This is a genomic window from Flavobacterium sp. GSP6 (assembly GCF_003984855.1).
Classification (GTDB): Bacteria; Bacteroidota; Bacteroidia; order Flavobacteriales; family Flavobacteriaceae; genus Flavobacterium.
Map to the genome: position 1 here is coordinate 284,754 of NZ_RYDO01000003.1, position 18,435 is coordinate 303,188.

At 35.8% G+C, this 18,435-nt stretch carries 13 protein-coding genes; 3 read left to right on the forward strand and 10 right to left on the reverse strand.

Features of this window, described 5'->3' with window-relative positions; translation table 11 throughout:
* Positions 1-6 precede the first annotated feature (6 nt).
* Genes EKM03_RS05250 through EKM03_RS05270 form a run of 5 tightly spaced genes read right to left on the reverse strand, consistent with a single transcriptional unit; the run spans position 7 to position 5,269 of the window.
* The gene (locus tag EKM03_RS05250) at positions 7-1,080 is read right to left on the reverse strand and encodes an alanine/ornithine racemase family PLP-dependent enzyme (RefSeq protein ID WP_126462586.1); all 1,074 of its coding nucleotides are present in this window, start codon (positions 1,078-1,080) and stop codon (positions 7-9) included.
* Positions 1,080-2,231 carry an alanine racemase gene (gene alr, locus EKM03_RS05255; protein ID WP_126515466.1) on the reverse strand — a complete coding sequence of 384 codons (1,152 nt, stop codon included), beginning with the start codon at positions 2,229-2,231 and terminating at the stop codon, positions 1,080-1,082. Before alr ends, EKM03_RS05250 begins: the two co-directional genes overlap by 1 nt.
* The gene (locus tag EKM03_RS05260; RefSeq protein WP_126577062.1) at positions 2,221-3,375 is read right to left on the reverse strand and encodes an amidohydrolase; all 1,155 of its coding nucleotides are present in this window, start codon (positions 3,373-3,375) and stop codon (positions 2,221-2,223) included. Before EKM03_RS05260 ends, alr begins: the two co-directional genes overlap by 11 nt.
* A 6-nt stretch (positions 3,376-3,381) precedes the next feature.
* Positions 3,382-3,816, reverse strand: a complete 435-nt coding sequence (locus EKM03_RS05265) for a GNAT family N-acetyltransferase (protein WP_126515464.1) — start codon at positions 3,814-3,816, stop codon at positions 3,382-3,384.
* Complete coding sequence (locus tag EKM03_RS05270; RefSeq protein ID WP_126462574.1) at positions 3,797-5,269, reverse strand: sodium:solute symporter; 1,473 nt, start codon at positions 5,267-5,269, stop codon at positions 3,797-3,799. Before EKM03_RS05270 ends, EKM03_RS05265 begins: the two co-directional genes overlap by 20 nt.
* Positions 5,270-5,764: 495 nt before the next feature.
* On the opposite strand from EKM03_RS05270, the gene EKM03_RS05275 reads away from it, so the two are divergent.
* Positions 5,765-7,612 (forward strand): CocE/NonD family hydrolase, encoded by a 1,848-nt coding sequence (locus EKM03_RS05275; RefSeq protein WP_126739986.1) that lies wholly within the window; start codon positions 5,765-5,767, stop codon positions 7,610-7,612.
* Between the two features lie 253 nt (positions 7,613-7,865).
* On the opposite strand, the gene EKM03_RS05280 is transcribed toward EKM03_RS05275, so the two are convergent.
* The 4 genes from EKM03_RS05280 to EKM03_RS05295 form a co-directional block, all read right to left on the reverse strand.
* Positions 7,866-9,182 (reverse strand): ammonium transporter, encoded by a 1,317-nt coding sequence (locus EKM03_RS05280; protein WP_126462568.1) that lies wholly within the window; start codon positions 9,180-9,182, stop codon positions 7,866-7,868.
* 321 nt (positions 9,183-9,503) lie between these two features.
* The gene (locus EKM03_RS05285; RefSeq protein ID WP_126462565.1) at positions 9,504-9,881 is read right to left on the reverse strand and encodes a PH domain-containing protein; all 378 of its coding nucleotides are present in this window, start codon (positions 9,879-9,881) and stop codon (positions 9,504-9,506) included.
* 8 nt (positions 9,882-9,889) lie between these two features.
* On the reverse strand, positions 9,890-11,194 hold the full coding sequence (locus EKM03_RS05290) for an amidohydrolase family protein (RefSeq protein ID WP_126739987.1): 1,305 nt from the start codon (positions 11,192-11,194) through the stop codon (positions 9,890-9,892).
* A 44-nt stretch (positions 11,195-11,238) separates the two neighbouring features.
* Positions 11,239-14,235: an amidohydrolase family protein gene (locus tag EKM03_RS05295; protein ID WP_126739988.1), complete on the reverse strand. Its 2,997-nt coding sequence runs from the start codon at positions 14,233-14,235 to the stop codon at positions 11,239-11,241.
* Positions 14,236-14,468: 233 nt separating this feature from the next.
* Between EKM03_RS05295 and EKM03_RS05300 the strand changes: the two genes are divergently transcribed.
* Positions 14,469-16,004: a YifB family Mg chelatase-like AAA ATPase gene (locus EKM03_RS05300; protein ID WP_126739989.1), complete on the forward strand. Its 1,536-nt coding sequence runs from the start codon at positions 14,469-14,471 to the stop codon at positions 16,002-16,004.
* 128 nt (positions 16,005-16,132) lie between these two features.
* On the forward strand, positions 16,133-16,918 hold the full coding sequence (locus EKM03_RS05305) for a pseudouridine synthase (protein ID WP_126554144.1): 786 nt from the start codon (positions 16,133-16,135) through the stop codon (positions 16,916-16,918).
* A gap of 646 nt (positions 16,919-17,564) precedes the next feature.
* On the opposite strand, the gene EKM03_RS05310 is transcribed toward EKM03_RS05305, so the two are convergent.
* Positions 17,565-18,416, reverse strand: a complete 852-nt coding sequence (locus EKM03_RS05310) for a cyanophycinase (RefSeq protein ID WP_126554146.1) — start codon at positions 18,414-18,416, stop codon at positions 17,565-17,567.
* Between the last annotated feature and the right edge of the window lie 19 nt (positions 18,417-18,435).

An 18,435-nucleotide genomic window follows, 5' to 3' on the forward strand; every position in this document is an offset into this window, starting at 1 on the left:
TGCCTTTTATTCGATTATTTTCTCGATATAAGCAGAATTTAAAAGATACAATGCGCCCATATATCGTATTTTGAACGCCACTAAATCCCCAATTTTATAATTTTTTTTAGAATTTGAAATGTCTATAACCAGCATGTCAGAACTGGCGTCTACTATAGTGATATCCGTATCATCAGATTCGATGTATTGTGGTTGCATGTCTAACAAACCAATGTCTAGAATAGCTCTAAGGGAAGTATCGCCTAAATCAGTGACAGCATCCATCGAAAAGGAATTTCCGGCTACATTCTCGCCTAACTCCCCTGTTGGTGTATTTGGTTTTTCTGTAATTTCGATGATTTCAGCGTATAATTTGAAAACATCATTGTGCATTCCTTCTATGGTATTTCCTGTAAACAAATCTTTCCCGAAAAATAGGGCTTCCCCTATTCGAAAATGATTCACGGCCATTGGTCGGGCATTTTTTAGGAGTAGCGGTACAGTAACAGAAGTTCCTCCGGAGACAAATGGAATACTGATATTGAATTTAGCTTCAATTAGCTGTTTGTATAAGCTCAATTGAATCAATTTGTCCTGCGTAGGCATTACACCGCTAAGGCAATTGAAATTGGTACCAATTCCAGAGATTTCAATATTAGGCATTTTTAGAATTGTGCCATAAAAATCGATCAATTCTTCTCCCATTACACCTTCACGAAGGTCTCCCATTTCAATCATAATGATGATTTTATGGGTCTTGTTTTGTTTTACGGCTTCCTCTGAAAGTAATTGTATGGTATAGATTTCAGTATTAAAACTGATGTCAGCATACCGCACAATACTTTCAATACTTCGTTTAGCAGGTGGTTTAATATACACGGTTTGAATTTCCGGATCCAAGGCTTTAATTTTTTTCAAATTACTTACTCTGGAATCATGAATTTCACGTACTCCTAAAGCGATGATTTCTTTGAGATAAATTTTATTTCCACACAATAGTTTGGAAACCACTCCCCATTGTATATTTCTGGATTTAAAAATAGTATCCAGAAAGGCATAATTTTCTTCAAGTTTTTTGCGATATAGTTTTATAAAAGCCATTATTCTATGATTTTACGTGGAATTGATTTGGAAATCCGAGTTAATAATTCGTAATTGAGTTGGTTGCTGAAATCACTAAAGGAAGCTACAGAAACGGATAGCTCTTTTTGTGTGCCTATCAAGACCACTTCATCTTCTTTTTTTGCCATGTCGATATCAGTAACATCGACAGTCATCATGTTCATGTTTACGGAACCCACTACAATACAGCGTTGTCCATGAATAAGTACACGACCTTGGTTGCTCAACGAGCGACTGTATCCGTGGCAGTAACCAATAGGGATAACAGCAATTTTCATTTTTCTTTTGGCCATAAAACTGGTTCCATACCCAATGAAATCACCAATATTTACTTTCTTTACGCTCATTATAGCACTTTTCCAAGTGATAACGCGTTGCAGCGGATCTATTTTATTTTTTTTAGAATTGAGATAGGTAACAAATACTTCCGGACTGGACCACAATCCGTATTGCATTATTCCGATTCGCACCATATCCATTCTGGTTTGTGGAAACATTATTGATGCTGCAGAGCAAGCAGAATGTCTCATTTGTGGCTTCAGATCATTTTTACAAAAAAAGGCATAAATTTCTTCAAACTTCTTGATTTGCTGATCCACTCTGTAATAATTAGCGATACTTTCGGCCCCGGCATAATGAGTACAAAGCCCTTTGAAAGATAGATGTTGTTCTTCTCTCTTTAAAAAAGTAATAACAGTATTCAGTTCGTTTTTGTCAAAACCAGTTCGGTTCATTCCGGTTTCTACTTCAATGTGCAGAATTGCTTTTTTTTCGAGTTTTTTAGCTGTTTTCATAGCTTTCGTCAGTCGAGTTTTATCAAAGACAAAAAATTCAATATCATTTTTGATTACCCATTCCATATCTTCATCCTGAACGAGTCCCATAACCATAATAGTTGCTTTGTCCTGTAGTGTTGTTTTTACGACTTTGGCTTCCTGAACATCAAAAACAGAAAAATGAGTTACACCACATTGAAAAGCCATAGCCACAAACGGCTGTACTCCATGACCATACGCATTTCCTTTTACGACAGAGGAAATCAGTACTTTTTTTCCAAAGGTCTTTTTTAGAAAATCGATGTTCTTTTGATACGCGGAGCGATTAAGCTCTATTATTGAGTTAGTGTGCATTTGTAATTTGTTTGCTGATGTGATGAAAAACAGCCACTCCAGTTGCTATAATTTCGTCAGGAAAATCATAATCAGGATTGTGTAGTGCGGCAGTGTTTACCCCAGCTCCCAGTCCGAACATGGCGCCGGGATAGTGCTGTGTGAACAAACCAAAATCTTCGCCCCAAGTGAATGGTTTCTCTTTTTCGAATAGTTCAAAACCATTAATTTCTGCTGCCTTTTTGATGAATGCTACAGCAGTTTTGTCATTCTCATTGGCTTGGAAACTTTGTGTCCATTGCGTTTTACACTTCAGTTGATATTCTTTTGCGATTGATTGGGCTGCATTTTCTAAAGCTATTTCGATCTTTCTCATCTGTAAATTGCTATCACTTCGTACTGTAAAATGAATTTCTCCCGCACCAGCTGCTACACCATATGCTTTTTTACCTATTTTGGTATAAATGGGAGTTATCTGGCAATAGTTTTCTTTGGTAATATCGGTCTGAATAGTAGCATTAAATTGATTGATAATGGCGGCTATTGCCAGAGTAGGATTAATTCCTCTTTCAGGTTCACCGGCATGGGCTGTTTTTCCTTTTAATTTTATGATAATGCTATTTACGGCGCAGGTAAAAGTTTCGTTTTTTACTACAATTTGATGCATTGGAAACCCTGGTAAATTGTGCAGCGCAAAGACGTAATCAGGTTGAATCAAAGTGAATTTAGTATCTGAAAACACCTTTTGAGCACCACTACCATCTTCTTCAGCCGGTTGAAACAGCAAAATGACGGTTCCTGAGTCCGGTTTGTTCTGATGCAATTCAGCTGCCAAACCACAAAGAATAGCCATGTGTCCATCATGTCCGCATTTGTGTGAGACACCATCAATTAGTGAACGATGTTCAAAACGATTCGTTTCTTCAATTGGCAAAGCATCTAATTCACATCGGAATAATACTGTTTTCCCATTTTTTTTACCTTTATAAATTGCAACCACACCAGTTGTTCCTACTCCGGTAATCAATTCATCCGGAGGGTAATTTTCGAGAAAAGATAGGACGCGTTTTGCTGTTTGATTTTCTTTACCCGAAACCTCTGGGTGTTTGTGAAGCTCCTTTCGTAACCGTACAAGTGTCTCGATGGACGGGTTTGAGTTTTCCATTTTGGATTATTTAATGAGGCGCATTTCCAAATATTTATTGGTAAAACCTAAGCTTTCATACAGTTTTTTGGCAGGATTATCTGGTTCTACATGCAGGGCAATATTTCCTTCGGCAATTGATATTGCTTTTTGCATCAATTGTTTTCCAAACCCTTTTCCCCGTTGGCTGTTGTCCACGGCAATGTATACCAAAATATTTTCAGGAATAAAATCTTTCATTCCCGTGTTGTTCAAGATGACAACTCCTACGATTTTTTGATCTTCGATTCCCACTACAATGTTGCCTCCTTTTGTAGGATTCATAACGTAATCAATACATTTTCGAATGTCTTCAATCGTATCGCCATATTGTTCTAAATGGGTATAAAGGAATAATGCTATAATTTGATTGGTATAAATTGTATCTTCTCCGGTTGTGTCATTAATTTGTTTGAATTCCATTTTGTCTTTCTTTTTTGTTATGGTGATAAAGTGATATTGTAACGAATAAAATAAGAGAAATACTTATTCCATAAAGGTTTGCATCTAAATGTTCCGGTAATTTTAAATCTAAAGGTAGTTTATTCTCTGTAACAATTAGCAGGATTGTGGTGGCACCCCCAAATAACATGCTCCAAAAAGCAGCTGTTGGATGGCTTTTCTTCCAAAATAAAGCGCCTATTACCGGAACGAAAAGGCCCGACACCATAAAAGCATAAGAGTAGAGCATCAGTTCCAGTACATTTTGCATTTGGGAAGCAATTAAAATAGCAAGAAGACCTACAATTAAGGTGACCAATTGTGAGAGCCGAAGCTCTTTTTTATGACTCAATTCTTTTTTTGAAAATTTAGCAATAATATCAGTGACAATATTTCCGGAAGCTGCCATTAAGCAGCTGTCCGCGGTAGAAAGTATGGCCGAAAAATAGGAAGAAAGCATCAGCCCCATTAATCCAACGGGGAGTATGGTGGCCAGTAAAATAGGCAATCCCATTTCGCTATCCATATTGGCTGCATCTGTAATACCGTCAAACATTCCTTTGTTTGCAGCCACTTTAGCCAGCATTCCCAGAATCACTCCCATAAATGCCATTATAGGCCATTCAAAAACACCCGCAATCAACCATGCTTTTTTAGCTTCTTTCTCTCCTTTGCTGGCATAAATCCGCTGGTATAAAGTCATTCCTACAAACCAAATGGGTATAATGGTTATAGACCAGTTTAAAATCTGATACCATTTTACATTGGTCAGTGATAAATATTCAGGTGCCAGGGTAGTCTTGATCGCCTCATACCCTCCCACGGCATTGTAGGCAACTGGAATTCCTATAAAAACCAATCCGCCAATAAGGACTAACCACTGGATTGTATCGGTATAAATAACGGCTTTTAATCCTCCAATAGCCGTATAAATTACCGCGATAAGTCCCATTACAATTAGCGCTGTTTGTAAATTAAGTCCTTCTATGGTTGCCGAAGCTAATTTGGCTCCAGCCAAAACCTGAGAACTTGTAAATCCAAGATATCCAATAGCCGAAATAATTCCGGCCAGTAGCGCTACTTTAGCATTATAAAAATGATCAAATATTTGGGGAAAAGTGAAAAACTTATATTTATGTCCTAATGCACTTACTTTTGGAATTAGAAAAACAGCACTCAGCCAAGCGCCCAGCAGTCCGGTGAACAGCATCCAAGAACCGGATATTCCCATCGTAAAACCCAGACCGCCCAATCCTATTGAGAATCCACCACCTACATCTGTGGCTACAACGGATAAACCAATGTGCCAGCTATTCATATTTCTTCCGCTAACGTAAAAATCTTCCGCGGTTTTATTCTTATTGAAAAAATAAACGCCAACGCCTAGCATAACCAGCATGTAAACAACAAAGATTGCATAATCTATTAGGTGCATATTATTAATTTTCGATTATTTAATAGCCTGTACATGGAATTTTTCCAAAAGGCAAAAGGTGCAGTAAACTGCAAAAAAAAGATGATTTTTTTTAGAATATTTTCTAAAATAAGGGATCTTAGCTTTGGGTTAAAAGTGCAAAAAAAAGACTTTATTAACCACAAAAAATAATTTGGTATTTTACAAATGTAAGGCAAATTATCTAAAAAATCCTTTTAAAATGCAGATATTGTCTTTTTTACAACAAATAACGGCCACTTTTTGCATTAATAGTATTGGTTTTATAGAAGTAAAATCGAATGAAATTTTTGATGAAAAATGCCAATCTGACCGTGCAGTTTTCTTTAAAAAGATCCTAAAAACGATTATTTTTTTTAACATATTTGGTGTTTTTTTGATAAACTAAAATTCATAAATTTCAAAAAAGAAGGAATATGGATGCAATATTCGAAGAGATTTTTTATCTTTAAAAATTATTTTAACTCAAAAAAATTCATGAAAAAACTATTAGGTATTTCGCTTTTTTTTATTGGTGCAGTTCTGTTTGCCCAAGACAATAAAGCCAATTATGTGTCTGAAAATTATACTAAAAAGGAAGTGCATATTAAAATGCGTGATGGAGTAGAGTTGTTTACTGCCATTTATACTCCCAAAGATGTTTCTACAAAATATCCAATTATAATGCAAAGAACACCATATAACTCGGGGCCTTATGGAGAAAATCAGTTCAAGAAAAGCATTTCTCCCAGTGAAACGATGATGAAAGAAGGATATATTGTAGTCTATCAAGATGTTCGAGGACGATTCATGAGTGATGGTTTGTATGACAACATGCGTGGTTTTATTCCAAATAAAAAAGGCAAGAAAGATACGGATGAAGCTTCGGATACTTATGATACGATAGAGTGGCTGGTGAAAAATGTGGCTAACAATAATGGAAATGTTGGAACTTGGGGAATCTCATATCCAGGTTTTTACGCTACATATTCTTTATTGAGTAATCATCCAGCTTTGAAAGCCGTTTCGCCTCAGGCATGTATCGCTGATTTCTTTTTTGATGATTTTCATCACAATGGAGCGTATTTGTTGAGTTATTGGAAAGTCACTCCGTTATTTGGCCCTCAAAAAACAAAACGTACTACGGAACCTTGGTACAAATTTACGAATGCGGGTACAAACGATGATTATCAGTTTTTCCTGGATGCAGGACCACTCTCTAATTTAGACAAATATTATGGAAAAGAGAATGAGTTTTGGCAACAGCTGAAAGACCATTCCAGTTACGATGATTTTTGGCAAAAGCGTGGAATTTTACAGCATTTGAATAATATTAAACCAGCGGTAATGACAGTAGGAGGTTGGTTTGATGCCGAAGATTTATACGGTCCTTTGAATACCTACAGTACGATAGAAAAGAGCAGTAAAAACTACAACACAATTGTTATGGGACCCTGGAGTCATGGTGATTGGGCTAGGAATTCAGCAAAGCAAGTGATTGGTAATATTAATTTTGGAGATAGTATTTCTGGTTTTTATCAAAAAAATATTGAATCTAATTTCTTCTGTCATTTTTTGAAAAATAATGGAAAAGGAGCTAATAAATTGCCTGAAGCTTATGTTTTTGACACCGGAAGAAAAGAGTGGAAAACCTATGATGCCTGGCCTCCCGTAAATACTGAAAAACAAGATTTCTTTTTGCAAGGGAGTAAATTGACAAAATTGGCTAAGCAAAATATTTCTTTTGAAGAATTTATTAGTGATCCTAAGAAACCGGTACCCTATTCGGAGGATATTAAACAAAACGGACTTACGCCAAGGAAATACATGACCGATGACCAGCGTTTTGCTGCACGACGTCCGGATGTGATTGTTTTTGAAACAGAAGTATTGAATGATGATACCACATTAGCTGGAGCAATCTTGGCTAAATTACAAGTGTCAACCACAGGAACTGATGCGGATTGGATTGTAAAAGTGATTGATGTTTTCCCAAACGACGAACCGGAAACAAAAGAAGTAGCTCCGTATCTAAAGATGAGTAATTACCACATGATGGTAAGAAGTGAAGTTATGCGAGGCCGTTTTAGAAATAGTTTTTCAAAACCAGAACCTTTTGTAGCCAATGAGAAAACAGCAGTTAATATTAAGTTACAAGATGTATTTCATACGTTCAAAAAAGGACACAAAATCCAGATTCAGGTTCAAAGTACGTGGTTTCCATTTATAGATTTGAATCCACAGACATTTGTTGACAATATCTTTTATGCAAAACCTGAAGATTTTAAGAAACAAACGCACAAGATTTATAACGACTCTAAAATTGAGTGTACTGTTTTAAAATAAAACGGCAATCGGGTTGTGCGCCATAAAAGCATTCGACTATATTTAAAACTAAAATCCCAATCTTTTTTTTAAAGATTGGGATTTTAGTTTTAAAGTATGCAGGCTAAAATTAATATGTACTACGCTATTTTTAAAGTTTTTAGTTTATTGTTTAAAGAATAAGAATTGCTTTGTATATTATAGGTATTTAGAACGGATAAGAGCAAAAAAACGCTCTGAAATTTCAGAGCGTCTCTAACTTTATACCGAAGATTTATAGAAATTCACCGTGTTGCGAAATATCTAAGCCTAATTCTTCTTTTTCTTCACTTACTCTTAGAGGAGTTATTTTGTTTACAATATAGAAAAGGAAATAAGACATTGAGAATGCAAATATGGAAACGACAACCATAGCAAATAATTGATTTAAGAATAATGTTGTTTCTCCAAAAATAAGTCCTTGGTTATCACCAACGGCCGCGTTTATTGATTTTGAAGCAAATACACCTGTCAAAAGCATCCCAATGATGCCACCTACACCGTGACAGGCAAATACATCTAAAGCATCATCAATTTTACATTTGTGGAAACTTCTAACCACCAGATTACTCACAATACTTGCAAAAATTCCTATGAACAAAGCATGAGGAATGCTAACAAAACCAGCTGCAGGAGTAATGGCAACTAATCCGACCACTACACCAATACAAGCTCCCATTGCCGACAATTTATGACCAAGAATTTTATCAAGAAATACCCAAGCCATTCCAGCAGCAGCAGCAGCAATAGTAGTTGTCCCCAGTGCTTGTACGGCAAGCCCATTAGCTCCTAAAGCGGAACCTGCGTTGAACCCGAACCATCCAAACCACAACAATCCGGTACCTAACATTACGTATGTTATACGTGCGGGATTTCCTTTTTCTGCTTTTCTTTTGCCTAAGAAAATGGCACCAGCCAGAGCAGCCCAACCAGCACTCATATGAACTACAGTTCCACCAGCAAAATCCAATACGCCCATTTTAAAGAGAATACCATCTGGATGCCATGTCATGTGAGCCAGCGGGGTATAAACGAGCAGTATGAATAAAACCATAAATAACAAGTACGCCCAAAAACGAATTCGTTCTGCAAAAGCGCCGGTGATTAAAGCGGGTGTAATGATGGCGAATTTTGCTTGAAATAAGGCAAAGAGCATAAATGGAATTGTTGGAGCTAGACCCCAAGATGTATTTGTATTTACGCCTTGAAAAAATAAATTTGGAATTGGATTCCCTATTATTCCTCCAATAGTTGGACCAAAAGATAATCCGAAAGCGATGACAACCCACAACACGGTAACGATTATCATTGCCATAAAGCTTTGAAGCATGGTACTAATGACATTTTTTTTACCTACCATTCCACCGTAAAAGAAACCTAAACCGGGTGTCATGATTAATACAAGTGCAGTTGCAACGATCATCCAAGCGGTATCGCCGGTATCAAATTTTACTGCTTCTGTAGGAGCTGGACTTTCTGCTAAGAAATAATTTGAACAAAGGGTTAATACCAAAATCGTGATCAATATCACACTTAAAATAATTTTTCGCATCGTTTTTCAGTTTTAAATTTTGATAAAAATATAAAATTGTTCAACATACCCCTATTGTAAAGTGCGTTAATGTTTTATTTTTATGATTTTCACAATCTAGCCCCTATTTTTTTATGGGTATTTTATATTTTAAAGATAAAATTTGTTTTTTATTTAAATAAAATCACCAATTTAATGAATACTTGGGGTCTTGTGGTAAAAAATTAGACTTCCAATCTGGGAATTTTAATGCACTTAGCATTAAGACAAAATTTGATATATAAAAAATGCACCAATTGTATAGCTACAAGTGATGCATTTTTCAAAAACTAAAGGATCTCCTTATTTTAAAAGATGTTTGCTTAAAAGTTTGTAAACTTCATTAATGTTATTACCACCTTTACCAAATTGTTTTACAATTGGGGTTGCGTCATTGTTTAACCAAATTTTCAACTCGGCATCCATATCTAATATTCCAGCACTTTCTTTAGAGAATTTTTTGATACTCAAATACGGAATTGACATATAATCAACCTTGGTTCCAACCAATTGTTTTTCGACCAGAATCAATCTTTTATTGGTGAAAACAAACATATCCCGAATTAATTTATATGCTTTTTCGATTGTTTCTCCATCAATTAGGATTGGCTCAAATTCAGTAGCAACATCTTTAATGTTTACTTCAGAGGCATTGCCCAGGATGGCGTTAAATAGTCCCATTGTATTTGTTATTTTTGATTGTATTTTGTTTTATAAATATCGTTCATTTTTGTTTGGTGTGTTTCAAGACTGATCATTCTGCCTTGAATAAAAGCATTAGTTAGTTTGTTCGTTCTCATGTCTAAAGCATCACCCTCAGAAATAAATAAGGTAGCATCCTTTCCTTGTTCTAAAGTACCACATTGTTTATCGATCCCTAATAATTTGGCGGTATTGAAGGTTATTAGTTGTAGCGCTTTTTCTTTGTCAAGTCCATAAGCAGCACATGTTCCGGCCAGGAAAGGTAAGTTTCTGGTATTCATACGCTCCATGGATCCACTGTTTTCCAAGCCTACAACAACGCCTTTATCTGTCAATAATTTAGCGTTTTTGTACGGTAAATCAATGTCATGATCTTCATTTTCAGGCATATCATGCACTCTTTTTAATAATACTCCAATGTTGTTTTTTTGAAGTAAGTCAGCCGTTTTATACGCTTCATAACCACCAACAATTACTATTTTTTTAACTCCATTTTCTTTTGCCATTTGTATAGCATCAATAATTTGTTTTTCTTCATTTGCGTGTATGAATAAGGTTTGATTTCCGTCAAACAATCCTTTTGTAGCCTCAAAAATCAAATTTATTTCTTTGGGGCTATCTGCTAAGTATGCTTTTGCGCTAGTCAAAAAAGTAGTTATCTCTGAGTGTTGTTTGCTATAGTCTTTATTTGCTTCAATTGTTCCGGGTTCAAACCAGGAACCACTTCTTTTAAAACTAGAAGGGAAATTAAGATGAATCCCATCATTTTCTTTTATCAGTGCATCCTTCCAGTTCCAGGCATCAAGCTGAACGATGGATGAAGTGCCTGAAATTCTTCCGCCACGTGGGGTAATTTGCGCCATCAAAATTCCGTTTGGTTTAATGGTTTCAATTACTTTTGAATCAGCATTATAGGCAATAATACTTCTTACGTGAGGATTCATATTTCCTATTTCGCTTTCATCATCAGAAGATTTTATGGCATCAATTTCGACTAAGCCCAAGGTAGAATTGGGCGCTATAAATCCTGGATATACGTGTTTTCCGCTGGCGTCAATGGTAATATCATACGCTCCTTGAGCTAGTTTTATTAATCGGGCATCTGCCACTAATGTAATTTTGCCTTCTACAAATCCTATAGCACTGTTTTCGATTATTTCGCCATTTCCTAAATGTGCTGTTGCATTTAGAATTAAAATAGATTTTGATTGTTTTGAAGCAGGAGCTTGCTGTGCCTTTGTAAGTATTGATATGCTAAATACCAATAGTAAAATATATATATTTTTATTCATCCTATTTTGTTGTTTTAGATTTAAGAAACGTAGATTTCTTGAGCTTAATGTTCCAAAGAATCACAATGATATTCTATTTTTTCCTTCTTTTTAGGCTCTTGAGTGATCATTCCTTTGTTTTTTTCTTGCAATAGTTGGCCTATTAACTCATTTCTTTCTTTGGCAACTGCTACTCTTTGTGCTTCATCTTTTTGCACATCATAATAAACGACACCTTCAATTATTGTTTTTTCAGCTTTAGCATAAATAGATAAAGGATTGTTGTTCCAAAGTACTACATCAGCATCTTTTCCTATTTTTATACTTCCCACTTTATCATCAATATGCAATAATTTTGCAGGATTCAAAGTCACGAATTTCCATGCTTCTTCTTCTGAAATGTTTCCATATTTCACTGCTTTTGCAGCTTCTTGATTTAATCTTCTGGACATTTCAGCGTCATCAGAGTTATAGGCTACTACAAGTCCCGCATTGTGCATGATTGGACCGTTGAACGGAATGGCATCATTCACTTCAAATTTATACGCCCACCAATCCGAGAACGTCGAGGCTCCTACTCCGTGTTTTTTCATTTCATCGGCTACTTTGTATCCTTCAAGGATATGTGTAAAGGTATTTACTCTAAAGTTAAATTTTTCGGCAACATTCATCAACATCAAAATTTCAGATTGCACATAAGAGTGGCAGGAAATGAAACGTTCCTTATTAAGGATTTCAGCTAGAGTCTGTAGTTCTAAGTCTACCCTTGGCGCTTTCCCTTTTCCTTTTTTACCACTTGAATTATAAGTTTTCCAAGCCAAGTCATATTCTTTTGCACGTTGAAAATAATCTGTAAAAACCTGTTCCACACCCATTCTTGTTTGAGGAAAACGAGTAGGGTTGGTAATTCCCCAGTTGGCTTGTTTCACATTTTCACCTAAAGCAAATTTAATGAATTTTGGTTGGTCTTTGTAAAGCATTTCTTCTGCAGAAGCGCCCCATTTCCATTTTACAATGGCAGAGCGTCCTCCGATAGGATTAGCAGAGCCATGCAATAATTGCGAAGTTGTTACACCACCAGCTAAATCTCTATAGATATTAACGTCTTCGGAATTGACTACATCCTCAATTGTTACTTCAGCACTGGAGTTGTGTCCCCCTTCATTGACACCTCTTGAAATGGCTATGTGGGAATGTTCATCGATTATTCCGCTGGTCAAATGTTTGCCTTTTGCATCTAAAACTGTGGCGGAAGCATCAGAAAGGTTTTTGCCGATAGCAGCAATTTTTCCATTTTTGATTAAAACATCTGTTTCTTCTAATACACCTTCTTTTTCATTGGTCCAAACCGTGGCATTTTTGAATAAAAGTGTCTGTTGTGTTGCTTTTTTTACCGTCCCGAAGGCAACATTTGGAAATGTTGTAGGGAGGATCATATTGTTTTTTTCAATTTTTGAAGAATCAACCGCTTTTGCAAAAGGAGCCGTTTTTACAGCGCTCCATTTCACTTCATTTCCATTGAATAAAATTGCTTTTCCAGAAATTTTCTCAATATCGTCTATGTATCCTGTTGCTCTTGTAAAGCTGGTTTTTGTAGAATCATTGGGTTTGATTATTATTGAAATCCAGTTATTAGCAATAGTAAGTTTAGACTTTATTTTTTTAGCATCAACACTTGTGATTTCTGATTTTGGTGCAGCTATGTCGCCGTCAAGAGTCCATTTGTATTTGGTGTTATTGACCGTTAAGTCATACTTACCACGAATGTCTTTAACCATAATATCATTGATGACATACTTACTTCCTTGAACCCAGTTTTCGTAAACGATGGTTTTTTCTTCGAATATTTCTCCGGAGGTGATCACAAAATTAGCTAGACTTCCGGTTTTTAAACTTCCAATTTCGTTGCTTTTTCCTAAAATTGATGCTGGAATTGTTGTCAGTGCTTCTAATGCTTTGGTTGTATCAAAACCATATTTAATGGCTCTTAGAAGATTGGTTCTGAAATCTTCCACCTTCTTTAATTTGTCTGTCGTCAAGGCGAAAACAATACCGTTATCAGACAAAACCTTTAGATTAGTAGGGGCTTGATTCCAGAAACGCAAATCTTTCAATTCCATTTGATTGGCTTGGTACGGATCAGACACATCATAAGCTTCAGGGAAATTGATTGGAATAATAAATTTAGAATTTGTTTTTTTTATTTCTTCAATTCTTTCAAATTCATTTCCTATGCCTTTCAATACATAGTTCAATCCAAATTCTTTTGCTATTTTAGAAGCTCTAACACTATTTAATTTATCCTCCGAAGCAAAAATTTGAACTAATTTTTCATTATTTGATAAGGCTTCTAATGATAAATCTTTGGTTGCAGCATTCCCTTTTTTGTACCAATCTAAATCAAAGTACATTTGGCGTAATAAGGCCATCATTCCCATTAATGAGCTAGGATAGGATTGATTTGTAGTGGCACTTTTTGTAAATGCAAAGTGATTAGTGATTTTGTCAGATAATAATTGTGTGCTTTTATCAGCGTTGTTCAAAGCGATTAACATTCCGGATCCTTGGGCAATTCCATCCGGAACGTGAGTACCTACAACACCAAATCCTGCTTTTAACAACTCCTCTGCTTTAGTTGGGTCGTATTTAAAACTTTCATATCCATTTACTTCTGAGCGAATATTTTCATTCCAATAATATCCCACTCTTTTAGTATCGTACAAAGGATTTCTTTCCGTACTTGTTATTTCTTTTGGTTTTTCAATTCCAAAACTGGTATAAATGTCAATAAAAGAAGGATATATTGATTTTCCTTCCAGATTAATAGTAACGCAATTTTTAGGAATAGTAATGGTAGCACCGGCACCAATTACTTTTCCGTTTTGAATTAATAAAGTGCCTTTTTCAATAATTTGTGTTGGGGTAACATAAATTTTGGCATTGGTAAAAGCAGTGAAATTGGTGTTTTTGTTTTGAACACTTTCGTTATTAGGAAAGTATTCCTGAGCATAGGTTTTTGGTACCAAAAAACTCAAACAGAGTAGGAGTAGGATTTTTTTCATAGTGTGGTTTCTAATTATTTTCTAAAAGTAGAAAAATGTTAATATTATACCTTCACTTTTTTTAATTTTAACATTTTGTTTTCGCGAAAAATGTATCGTATAGAGCTGTATACCAAAGTATTTTGAGTGTCTTTTGATGAAATCTTTGCTGTTCATTATTTTATTGGAATTTATGTAAGATTTATAATAATAATAAGAAAAGTTTCATTAATTTTAAAATCAAATAAAAACAGATGCTAGTTAAAGTTTTTGGAAGTGCAGTTTTTGGAGTTGAAGCCACAACAATTACCGTTGAGGTAAATATTGATAAAGGGATTGGATACCATTTAGTTGGATTACCAGATAATGCTATTAAAGAAAGCAGTTACCGCATTGCGGCTGCGCTTAAAAACAATGGCTATGCGATGCCCGGCAAAAAAATCACCATCAATATGGCTCCTGCGGATTTACGTAAAGAAGGCTCTGCGTATGATCTGACTTTGACAATTGGTATTCTGGTAGCCTCTGGGCAGATTAAAGCCGATGAAATTGACCAGTATGTAATCATGGGAGAGCTTTCGCTTGACGGAGGTTTGCAACCCATTCGTGGCGCTTTGCCGATTGCTATCAAAGCAAAAGAAGAGGGTTTTAAAGGTTTTTTTCTTCCAAAGCAAAATGTGAAAGAAGCAGCAATTGTTGCAGGATTAAATGTGTATGGAATAGAAAACATACAGGAAGTAATTGACTTTCTAGAAGGAAAAGGGACTTTGGAACCAACAACAATCGATACTAGAGCCGAATTTTATAAAACATTAGACTTTCCTGAATTTGATTTTACTGATGTCAAGGGGCAGGAGTCTATAAAAAGATGTATGGAAATTGCGGCTGCCGGCGGGCATAATATTATCTTGATTGGTCCACCGGGTGCCGGAAAAACCATGTTAGCTAAGCGACTGCCCAGTATTTTGCCTCCCATGACGTTGCGTGAAGCATTAGAAACCACAAAAATTCACAGTGTTGCTGGAAAATTGAAGGAAGTAGGTTTGATGAATCAGCGTCCGTTTCGTAGCCCGCACCATACTATTTCGAATGTGGCGCTTGTTGGCGGCGGCAGTTATCCGCAACCCGGCGAAATTTCAATGGCGCACAATGGCGTTTTGTTTCTGGATGAATTGCCGGAATTTAAACGCGATGTTCTGGAAGTGATGCGCCAACCACTGGAAGATCGAGAAGTGACTATTTCCAGAGCTAAATTTACAGTTACTTATCCATCCTCGTTTATGCTGGTGGCAAGTATGAATCCGAGTCCAAGTGGTTTTTTCAACGATCCGGATTCGCCACAAACTTCTTCACCACATGAAATGCAGCGGTATTTGAGTAAAATCTCAGGACCTTTATTAGATAGAATTGATATTCATATCGAAGTGACACCAGTCCCTTTCGAAAAATTATCGGATGATCAAAAAGCAGAAAGTAGTGTAGACATTCGCAAAAGAGTGACAGCGGCTCGAGAAATTCAAACCGAACGCTTTGAGCAAATGGAAAATATCCATTACAATGCCCAAATGAATACCAAACACATTCGGGAATATTGTGCCTTGGACGATGTTTCAAAACAATTATTGAAAACAGCGATGGAACGATTAAATTTATCGGCTCGAGCCTATGATCGTATTTTGAAGGTTGCACGCACGATCGCTGATCTTGATGCGGCTCCAATAGTGGTTTCCAGCCACATTGCTGAAGCGATTCAGTATAGAAGTTTGGATCGTGATGGGTGGTTGGGCTAAAATAGATTTCAGATGTTTCACGGCTGCAAAAATGAGAATACCTTCGCGCTAGCGGGGGAAAAAGAAAAGAATAGAAATAAATAAGTTAAAAAAGAGATTTCGATAGAAATCTCTTTTATTTTTGCCAAATGTTAGAAATTCTTTACCAAGACGAATATATTATAGCAATTAATAAACCAAGTGGCTTGTTGGTTCACAAATCATTCTATGCGCGTGATGCAAAAGTTTTTGCTATTCAAGAATTGAGAAATCAAATAGGAGGGCGACACGTTTATCCTATTCATCGGTTAGATCGCAAAACATCTGGTGTCTTGTTATTTGCGTTGGATAAAAAGGTTTTAAAAATTATGAATGATCGTTTTGCCACGCGCGAAGTCGAAAAAAAGTATTTAGCAATTTTACGTGGTTGGTCACCCGAAGAACTAACGATTGATTATGATTTAACCAATGATGATGGTGTTATACAAAATGCAATAACCTACTTTCATCGATTGCAAACTACCGAAATTGAGTTAGAATTTAACAATCAACCAACGTCACGATATTGTTTGGTAGAAGCGATTCCTGAAACTGGACGTATGCATCAATTACGAAAACATTTCAAACATATTTTTCATCCCATTTTAGGAAGTCGGCCACATGGTTGTAACAAGCAAAATAAATTATGGTTGGAGAATTTTGAACTGAAAGGAATGATGCTTCATGCACATCAGTTAATTTTTAATCATCCAATAACAAATGAACAACTAATCTTGAATGCAAAGATTAATGAAGAGTTTAGCAGAGTAGGTACTATTCTTAAGCTAGATTTGAATACGTATGAAATCGCCATGACAGAAGCTGTCGCAAACACCAATGAAGATCTGGCGATACCATATTCCTATAAAAAACAAATATTATCTACATATGAATAGAATACTTATTTGTAAAATAAAGCTTTAAATTATTGTTGTATTTGGAAACAACAGTTTTCAGTGTAAAGTGGAGCAGAGTTGGGGTTTTTGATCAACAATTTTTAATTTCAGATGTTTATCACAACGTTCCACAAAATCTCGGATTTTGAGGAAGTGCCTTTCGGTTTTTAACCGATTTTGTTTTTTGAATCTTTGAATTTTAAGATCAGTCGGAGACTGAAAAACACATACTCAAAGTCGGAGACTTTGCGCAGCGCGCAGCGGGAAACGAGCTCGACTTTGTTTTTCAAAGAGTTGAATACAAAATGCTATGATAAAAATAAAAACGATCTAAATAGCCCCGATAGAAATGAAAATCCTTGTTAGGGCTGGTGTTCAGCCCTAATAAGGATTTTAATGTATAGCGGGAAATACGTTCTTAAAAAACGAACTCGTTCTGCTCCTAAAAAAAATGTATTTTCTTAAACTATTATTTAGTTTAACGTCGATCATTATTTTGACTCGGGCGTCTTGGACCAAAACTGTTATTGCTGGTGCGGTTTGTGGTGTTGTGTTCTTAGTAGTTGGAATTCTGATAAATACCGGAGAGTTTACATAAGCGTAAGTAAGATAAATTTCAGACCGTTTTTATAATTGGATAATAATTTTATATTTTAAATTTTTGACCATTATTGTAAATACTCATTTCCAGACTTTCTATGGATATAAGATTATTTGTACCTGACTTTTGAATCCCTTTTGGATTTTTGATTACGATAACTTCGCTTTCTCCTGTAATTTCTATAGTTTTATTTTGAACAATGATAGCTGTGGCTTCATCAATTCCTATTCCGACGTGAGAAGGGAATTCTACCATAGCAGATAATAAACGGTTGTATCGACTTCTTTTTAGAAAATGCTGATCAATAATCACGTTTTTCATTAAGCCTAAACCCTCTGTTGTTTCGAGATTATTGTGGCGTATGTTGTCAAAAGTTCCAGTATATACCGGATTTAATTTTTGATTTCCGGTGATCATGTGTTCGCACATTACCGCTGCTCCAGCACTTGTTCCGGCAACGGTACTTCCGTTTTTGTAGGCTTGATGAATGGCTGTTTTAATGGGAGTGTTTTTGACGATATCCATGAATCGGGTTTGGTCGCCTCCACTTATAAAAATGAGTTTTGCCTTTTGAAGAGAGTCAATCCATTTTGGATTAGTTGCGGTTTTTTTATCAAAATTGAGCATCACTATGGGATTTGACGTTAGCCTTTTTAGCTGATCATTGAAGTAAATGTAGGCACTGTCTGGCTCTTCGCTGGACATGGGTAATACGACGATATAATCTTTTGCTTCTAATTTAGAAAGGGACAATAAACAGGTCATCAGTTTATCTGATCTGTTTCCACCGCCAATGATAAATAAGGTTCCTTTTGGAGTTTGAGCTTGAATGGAACAAAAGGCCAATAATAGAAAAATTATAAAATGAAATTTAGAAATTGAAATAGATTTGTTCATGGTTTTAGGTGTTTTATAA

Bases quoted from the DNA above. Each gene is read 5' to 3' on its own strand.
- EKM03_RS05290 (WP_126739987.1), bottom strand. From the start codon at position 11,194: ATGAATAAAAATATATATATTTTACTATTGGTATTTAGCATATCAATA.
- EKM03_RS05260 (WP_126577062.1), bottom strand. From the start codon at position 3,375: ATGGAAAACTCAAACCCGTCCATCGAGACACTTGTACGGTTACGAAAG.
- EKM03_RS05270 (WP_126462574.1), bottom strand. From the start codon at position 5,269: ATGCACCTAATAGATTATGCAATCTTTGTTGTTTACATGCTGGTTATG.
- EKM03_RS05265 (WP_126515464.1), bottom strand. From the start codon at position 3,816: ATGGAATTCAAACAAATTAATGACACAACCGGAGAAGATACAATTTAT.
- EKM03_RS05250 (WP_126462586.1), bottom strand. From the start codon at position 1,080: ATGGCTTTTATAAAACTATATCGCAAAAAACTTGAAGAAAATTATGCC.
- EKM03_RS05295 (WP_126739988.1), bottom strand. From the start codon at position 14,235: ATGAAAAAAATCCTACTCCTACTCTGTTTGAGTTTTTTGGTACCAAAA.
- alr (WP_126515466.1), bottom strand. From the start codon at position 2,231: ATGCACACTAACTCAATAATAGAGCTTAATCGCTCCGCGTATCAAAAG.
- EKM03_RS05280 (WP_126462568.1), bottom strand. From the start codon at position 9,182: ATGCGAAAAATTATTTTAAGTGTGATATTGATCACGATTTTGGTATTA.
- EKM03_RS05275 (WP_126739986.1), top strand. From the start codon at position 5,765: ATGAAAAAACTATTAGGTATTTCGCTTTTTTTTATTGGTGCAGTTCTG.
- EKM03_RS05305 (WP_126554144.1), top strand. From the start codon at position 16,133: ATGTTAGAAATTCTTTACCAAGACGAATATATTATAGCAATTAATAAA.
- EKM03_RS05310 (WP_126554146.1), bottom strand. From the start codon at position 18,416: ATGAACAAATCTATTTCAATTTCTAAATTTCATTTTATAATTTTTCTA.
- EKM03_RS05285 (WP_126462565.1), bottom strand. From the start codon at position 9,881: ATGGGACTATTTAACGCCATCCTGGGCAATGCCTCTGAAGTAAACATT.
- EKM03_RS05300 (WP_126739989.1), top strand. From the start codon at position 14,469: ATGCTAGTTAAAGTTTTTGGAAGTGCAGTTTTTGGAGTTGAAGCCACA.